Here is a 6,784-nt window from a genome sequence, read left to right as displayed (position 1 = left end):
ATATATTATCTATCGGAAATTTAGGAATAATCGGTATACCGCCTGGTAATGGCAAAGGCAGCGGTGTGTAAACCGGCGGGTTGGGCACTATATCCTTATCAATGCTGGCATATGGCAGCATGAAATCAGCTATTACTATTTGATCATCGGCTGTATATACCAATACAAAAGTCCCCCCGCGTAAAACACCGCCGGCGTGTTCAAGCCCGGGATTGTCTTTCATAAAGTTTCCCAGCATAAGCCCTGTTTTTTTCTTTACAAGAGAATCCTGGTAAATACCTGAAATTACATCCGTTTTCCGGATAACATCAGAATTAAGAATAAAATCATGAGGAATTGCGGTATTTGAAAAGGTATATTGTTTGGTTTGTGCTTTCACATTGGTTGCAGCCGTAATTACATTTGAAACTGCAGAACGGTAACTCAGGAGACTAAATTTGGGGTTGGCAATGTCAAGACTATTATCGAGCACACTTTGCCTTGCTGTTTTAAACTCGGTAACCGGCACGGTTTGGTCTTTAGCCTGGAGGTTATCATTTACGATGTCAGCATTATCCAATCTGTCAATAAAAGTGCTCTTTATTGATTTTTCGTACATATATAAATGTGGAAAATACCAGGCCCTGGGCGGGATAGTTTCCAGCTTTTTCTCAACCTGGACAGATTGAATATTTATTGGCAAATTATTATCTAAGATCACTTTATTAAGTGCAGCTTCAACATCTGCCCGCTTAAACCCAATGTGCCCTTCAATTCTGAAGAAGTTATAGGGCAGTATGTTAAACAACAGGGGGTTAAAAGTTGCTGCATCATTAGGGGCATATTGACCGGCAGAATACGAGAGTATTTTATTTTCTCTTTTCCGGTTGTTTGCCTTAAAGTTCCAGTATAGGTTTAATGGTAAATTTGCATTAAATCTATAGTAAAAAGGAATACTTCTTTTACCTAACTCAGTATCCTCATAAAGGCTTGGCGTAATTTTAAGACCCCGATCAAGATTTTGAAGCTCAGCAGCAGTTGGCACCTTAAAATTAGTGATCATGCTGTGTATTCGCATAAAGCAAAACCGGGTAAGCTCATCAGACTCATCGTTACTATTCAAAATTGGCGACTCATAAAAATGATGGCGGTATTCCAGGTCGATCAATACCGGGTTGAACCTGCGAATGAGGGTGCCGAGGTTAAAACGTATATTGCTCAATAAACTAAGCCGCGGATTCAGCAAACTATTTATCGCTACTGTCCTGGTTGTAGGCAATTCTCTTATGGGTATCCTGATGTCGGGAAAAACAACAATAGGATTCTTTATGGTTGCATCTCTGATTAAACCAAGCAACACATGTTTGGGAAACAGATCGACATCCGGAGAGATCAGCATATCGTCGGAGAAAAGGCTTTCGCGCATTTCATTGTAAGCATAGCTTAGGTCCCTTGCAAAATCATATACATATTGGGTTGACGTGGTTGTGGCGGCAGTAAAGTACTGATCAAGCAATGTTCCCCAGTTTGTGGTTGGGTCGCCGCTGTCAAACTCATCCTCTACAATAAGCCGGCATACCTGGTAGGCCTTTGTTAACTTATTTTTTATATCATCCTTAACCGCCAGCACGTTATTAAAAGACGCATTCAGCTCGGCGTAAGTATCAATTGCCGTACTTACAGTTACCCTGGGAATATTCAGATCATCAAGCGAAAAATAATCCTTGTTCATTGATGGCATGCTTTGTAAAAGTGTGCGCACGTTGTTTTTATGAACAAGCAAAACCTTAAGGTCCTTAACTGCTATTATCCCCTTGTTATCGCAATCAGTTCCTGTGCACAGATCCGGATCGTTATCATAATCTTCCAGGTACAGTATACCTACATAATCCTTAAATGCCGTGCTGGTTGTACTCTCAAGCGTTGACAGATCTTTACCCGGTACTGAGCCAACTAACTTGCTGTTGCGAAGTTCGAACATTGGAATAGGTTTGTCATTATCCAGGTGAAAGTAAGGATACTTTGCATTCTTATCCTCGAAGGTATCATACTGATCAAACTCCTGGTCGGTTTCAAACTGTAACAGGTCGCCATCTGTAGTAATGGCTACACCTTTTGATACCACCAGGTGCTTGTTTTCCAGCAGCCCTATCTCGAGACCCGCAATTATACCAACCCCGATTGCCTGCGTGCGGGTTAGCCGGTTTTGAACATCCAGGTAATTAAATAAATCATTTAACTGATCGGCAGTTAATACCTGGTCGTTTTCAAAAATAGTAAAGCGGGTATTGTCTTTACTGATGTTATCGAGTACGTTACCCATAATTTTATGTTTTAAGTGTTCCCAATGCGTTTTGATTCAATAAAAAAAGTGTACGCTCTTCGCTGCTTTTGCAGTCCTCCAAACGTGCAACCGGGTATACTGTTCTTAGTGCTGTAAAAATGGTAATGAACCTGTTTAATTTGATATTACCAACATCGGCGGCTATGCCCGCTTTAACTTTAAGCCAGTCTTTATATGCATCCTGAAATTCAACCAATTGCTCGTTACTTACCCAGCATATTTTTACGAAAGTATGAGCAGGAGCTTCCATCCGGATAGTTTGCTCGCTAAACTGCCTGAAACTAAGATTAAGAAAACGGGGAGCATAAGCTGGTAAAACAACGCTAATACGGAATGAATATGGATCTTTATCATCGCAACTTTTACAGCTATCATCAACACAAACAGGCAAAAAGCCATCATAAGATACTGCCGGAGGTGATGATGGCGGACTTGCAGGCGGTTGAATTTCCTGGTTAGGTAAAAGCAATAAATGTTCAATTAAAAACATTCCCTCATCTGCCCTTGTTTTTGTTACCAACAATATCAGTTTTGCGGTATCAACGCCGGCAGATTTAGCCGATGCATATTTTGTGGTACTTACGCCTATGACTTTACCTGCATTTAAAACCTGGTATGAAAAAGTGTTATCAGCATTTTTAACAATTTTTAAGTTTGAAGGGGTATAAAGTAAAGTAAGTGCATCATCCAGGTCAAACGCAGCCTCTTCCTGTCCGGGATATTTTACAACGCCTTCCAACAGGACTTTTCCGGCACGGTAGTCAATAATACGAAACCAATATTCATCATTATTAGCTGCGTTAAGACCATGCTGAATAGCAGTATTTAAATTCACCAGGTTGCGCCGGTTAATATTATCGAAGCCCAGCAACCGTTGCAATCTTTTCTCCAGTCCGCTTATGTTATCGGTATCCCATATTTTACCGGCATCGGTATAATTATATCCACAGAACCGTTTGGAGCTGTATTCAGGATAGTTTTTAAGAAAATCAATTTTATCCTGTATAATATCATCAGGATTTACTACTGCGGGGCTTATCACATCTTTAGGGTTTGAGGTAAACCCTGAATACAACACATTCACATAATCAAAAAATGATTCGGCAAATCGTGAAAGCAGATGATCCAAAAATAAATTTCTCCGTTTATAATAAGTAAGCTTATCCTCAGCAGCAGACTGAACATCCGCGCTTATTGTATTGTTATTTACAAATAACGCATCGGCATTTTTAAAGCTTTTTACTACTTGTGTAAAATAAGTAGCTGATTCGGGGTTTACCGAGAACAGGTTAGTTAAATGTGAAAGCTGCGACACGTAGTTTGCCAATTGCTGATCAAAAAAGTATAAATACCCCTGCAATTGTTTCGCCTGCGCTTTGCGCTCGTCTGTAGCATCGCCGGGCAGCCCCCAATGGCTTATACCATAGTTTTTGGGTAAGTGATTTTGAAAAGAATAGTAGTTACCGGTATCAATAAAGCTGCCGCTATCAAAAACAATATCTTCGGTTAACACCAGGTCATTGCCAACTATGTAATCGCTCATCAACTTATTAAACCTATTTTTAATGATGCTCAAATCAGGCCGTAGCGGAATCCCATTTTTATAGATCAAAATATTGGAATTGAGAATATTAATTACTGGTTGCTTACCCTTTGCTACCGGGATTATCCATTTGTTTGGCAGTTCGGTTACCTGGTCTGTCGGGTTAAAAATGATATCAAGAATATTAGTTACGCCATCAACATTCAATATCTGCTGCATGATATCAGATAAATGAATTTCTGCTTTAAGGTCGGAGCTAATTAATTCCTCTTCTTTAATAAAGCCATGTGTAAGCATTGGCCCTTCAAATATTACATCAGTTGTATAACCCTGCGCCAACAGATCTTTAAGCCAATAAAACTTTATAAAGGGCGTAAGGTATAATTGAATATTAAAAAAAAGCCGGGCAACAGCATCAAACGGATCTGCTCCGGGCTTCAGCTCCAATTCTGTACAAATACGAAATTCTTGTTTGGAGACTTCGTTTATGGCTAAAAAGTTTTCACAAAGGTTACGGTTTTGCATCAGCACCTTACCCACGTTATTTTTAATAACCTGTTTGTTTGCTTCGGCAACGTTGGTATCAAACTCAATAAGCACATCGTAACAGCCCTGCACGTTTACCGGCTCCCATTTTAAGCTTTTAGGTTGTGTAAACTGTAGTTTTTTAAGGCTGATATCCGCAAAAATTGGAATGATTCTTTTTTGCAACCAGGCATTTTTAACACCTACGATATCGATAAGCAATTTGCGATAATCATTAATTGTTACCGGTTTATTGGGAAATATTTTACCGGCCGAAAAGAAATGTTTGAGACTATTCGCTTTTGTATCGGCAGGCGTAGCAAGTAAATCTGGGATGCTGTTATTTGCTCTGTAGCTTAAATCGGTAATTACATAGCAAAGCAATTCAAGCGTAGTAATGCCCGGATCGTGTATATTATAATCTGTCCAGATAGCGGATGCAGTTTTTTCAATATGGTCAACTCCAACCCTTCTTAATTCTTCAAAATCAAAAGCGCTGTTTTGCGGTTTTTGCGATGAAATAGTTAGTACATCACTCATGGGTTATCTTGTTGTTCAATTTAGAAATGATTGAGCTGTAGCTCATTTAATAATGAGAGACGAATACAAATGCAGTATCAGTAGTTGCTGACATCATGATGAGTTGCCGATACCAATATAGATGCCGGGTTTGATGCCTCGGCAACTTCAACATTATGGCCAAACGCCTGTTTATCAGGTGAATATTTGTATAGCGAAAAGGCGGTCAGGTAATCTATATATTCCAGATCTTCTAAAAATTTAATGATCATCGATTTGGTTACCTTGCCGCCAAAATGGAGGTCGTTACCAGCGTCAGATATCCAGGGGGATAAAAAGCCCTGAATTTTTTGATCGATTATTTTTTCGTAATAATTAAACTCATATCCTTTTTTCAGTTTAACCTTTACAGATACTTTCACGGGTTCATACAAAGGATTAATTACCTGGAATTGGGCCCAGGCAGATGAATGCCGCGTTAGGAATGTATAAATCTGATCGAGGGTATTTTTATCAACCTTAGGTTTAAAGGGATCAACCGCGTTGCGATTTGTTAAATTGGGCACCACAATCATCAGGATATTACCCGGTGCATAAAAAGAAGTAGTTGTAGCATGATTAATACACTTAACCTTGTGCACCATAGGAAAATGATCTAAGATCATCCTTTCATAATCCCATATGGCTACACTCCTTTCTTTATGCCTTAACCGTTCGCTTATCCTAATGTAATAAGCCTGGTCATCCTCCATTAAGCGGCCCCCGAAAGATGCGTATGGCTGCGTTACTTTTTTGATACCACCGTTATCATTTTTAAGCTTTGTTATGCTATTGGGCGGCATAGCATTCACCAGGTGCGATGGATCATTATCCTGGTTGTTAAAGGATGCGATGGCTACATTTGATTGTATATCGAGCAGGTTACAAACCCCGTCACTATCATTTTTTATGGCAGCCTTAAACCATAATAAGCCATCTGCTAAAATAGTGTTGGAGGTAGTTGCTTCAGGCGGGACAACTATTTTTATTACGCCGCTTGTTAATAAACCATTTGTTGTATCAAAAATAAAATCTTCGTTGCTTAGGGTTTTCCAGTAATTATCGCAAAGTACGCTCCATGTAATGTCGACTTTGGGTTTATCCGGGTTGGCGCTACCCTCGGCCACCTGGAAAAGCATACATACAGAATCCTGGGYATAAAGGCCGCTTAAACCTATTTGCAATGTCCCCTCGTCAATATATTCGGGCACCAGTTTTACCAGGGCATTGTTTAAAAAACTATGTTTGCTGCGTGTATAGGCATGTTCACGCATTTGGCCGAACGCTCCGTATTGAAAAAATTCAATTTCTTCATTTACGTAATCATTCAGCGTGGTTCCGCTAAAATTAATTTTGGCGGTAGTTGCTGTATAATTTAAGGTTATGGATTGTATTTCGGGAGCAAAAGGTTCTGATGGAAGTTTTAACGTACCCCCATCTCTGCTGTATCTTAAAATTTCTGCTGTGTATTTTTCACGGTAATCTTTAAACAGGAAACTATGATCCAAACGGAGCTGTAATTGTCCCTTGCGGATATCTTTGTACACGTCAAGAAGTAACTGAAGAACGGGTTTATACAACTGGAGTGTTAAAGACGATTTAGCTTTTACAAAATTGGTTTTAGCCTGTAAGTTTGAAAAACCAGGTAACAGGTATGATATTTTGCTTGTTACCGTTTGCTGTATTGACTGGCCTGGATTTATATAATATGGCGTTACAAACTGCGGTAAAATATATAGCGGAAACAAAACGGGAAATGCAGGGTTGGTAAACTTCCAGGTTGTTGCCGCCTGTGCATTGGAGGTATTAAAAAGCTGAACAGATTTATATTGCTC

The 6,784-nt window shown here is 39.5% G+C and carries 3 protein-coding genes; all 3 read right to left on the bottom strand.

The genetic code is table 11. The features are described from left to right. A partial coding sequence (locus tag AC1DPZ_RS19220) for a hypothetical protein (RefSeq protein ID WP_477406387.1) occupies positions 1-2,302 on the bottom strand: 2,302 nt, incomplete at its 3' end. 4 nt (positions 2,303-2,306) lie between these two features. Beyond that, the gene (locus tag AC1DPZ_RS19215) at positions 2,307-4,931 is read right to left on the bottom strand and encodes a hypothetical protein (protein WP_477406384.1); all 2,625 of its coding nucleotides are present in this window, start codon (positions 4,929-4,931) and stop codon (positions 2,307-2,309) included. A gap of 77 nt (positions 4,932-5,008) precedes the next feature. Then, positions 5,009-6,784, bottom strand: a 1,776-nt coding sequence (locus AC1DPZ_RS19210; RefSeq protein WP_477406382.1) for a hypothetical protein, incomplete at its 5' end; no start/stop codon positions are given.

It is taken from the genome of Mucilaginibacter sp. P4_G9, from assembly GCF_056400985.1.
Note: the sequence above shows the minus strand (reverse complement) of the source record. Positions and strands in the feature narration are given on the sequence as shown.

Coding starts and splice junctions, on each gene's coding strand:
- AC1DPZ_RS19215 (WP_477406384.1), bottom strand. CDS start 4,931: ATGAGTGATGTACTAACTATTTCATCGCAAAAACCGCAAAACAGCGCT.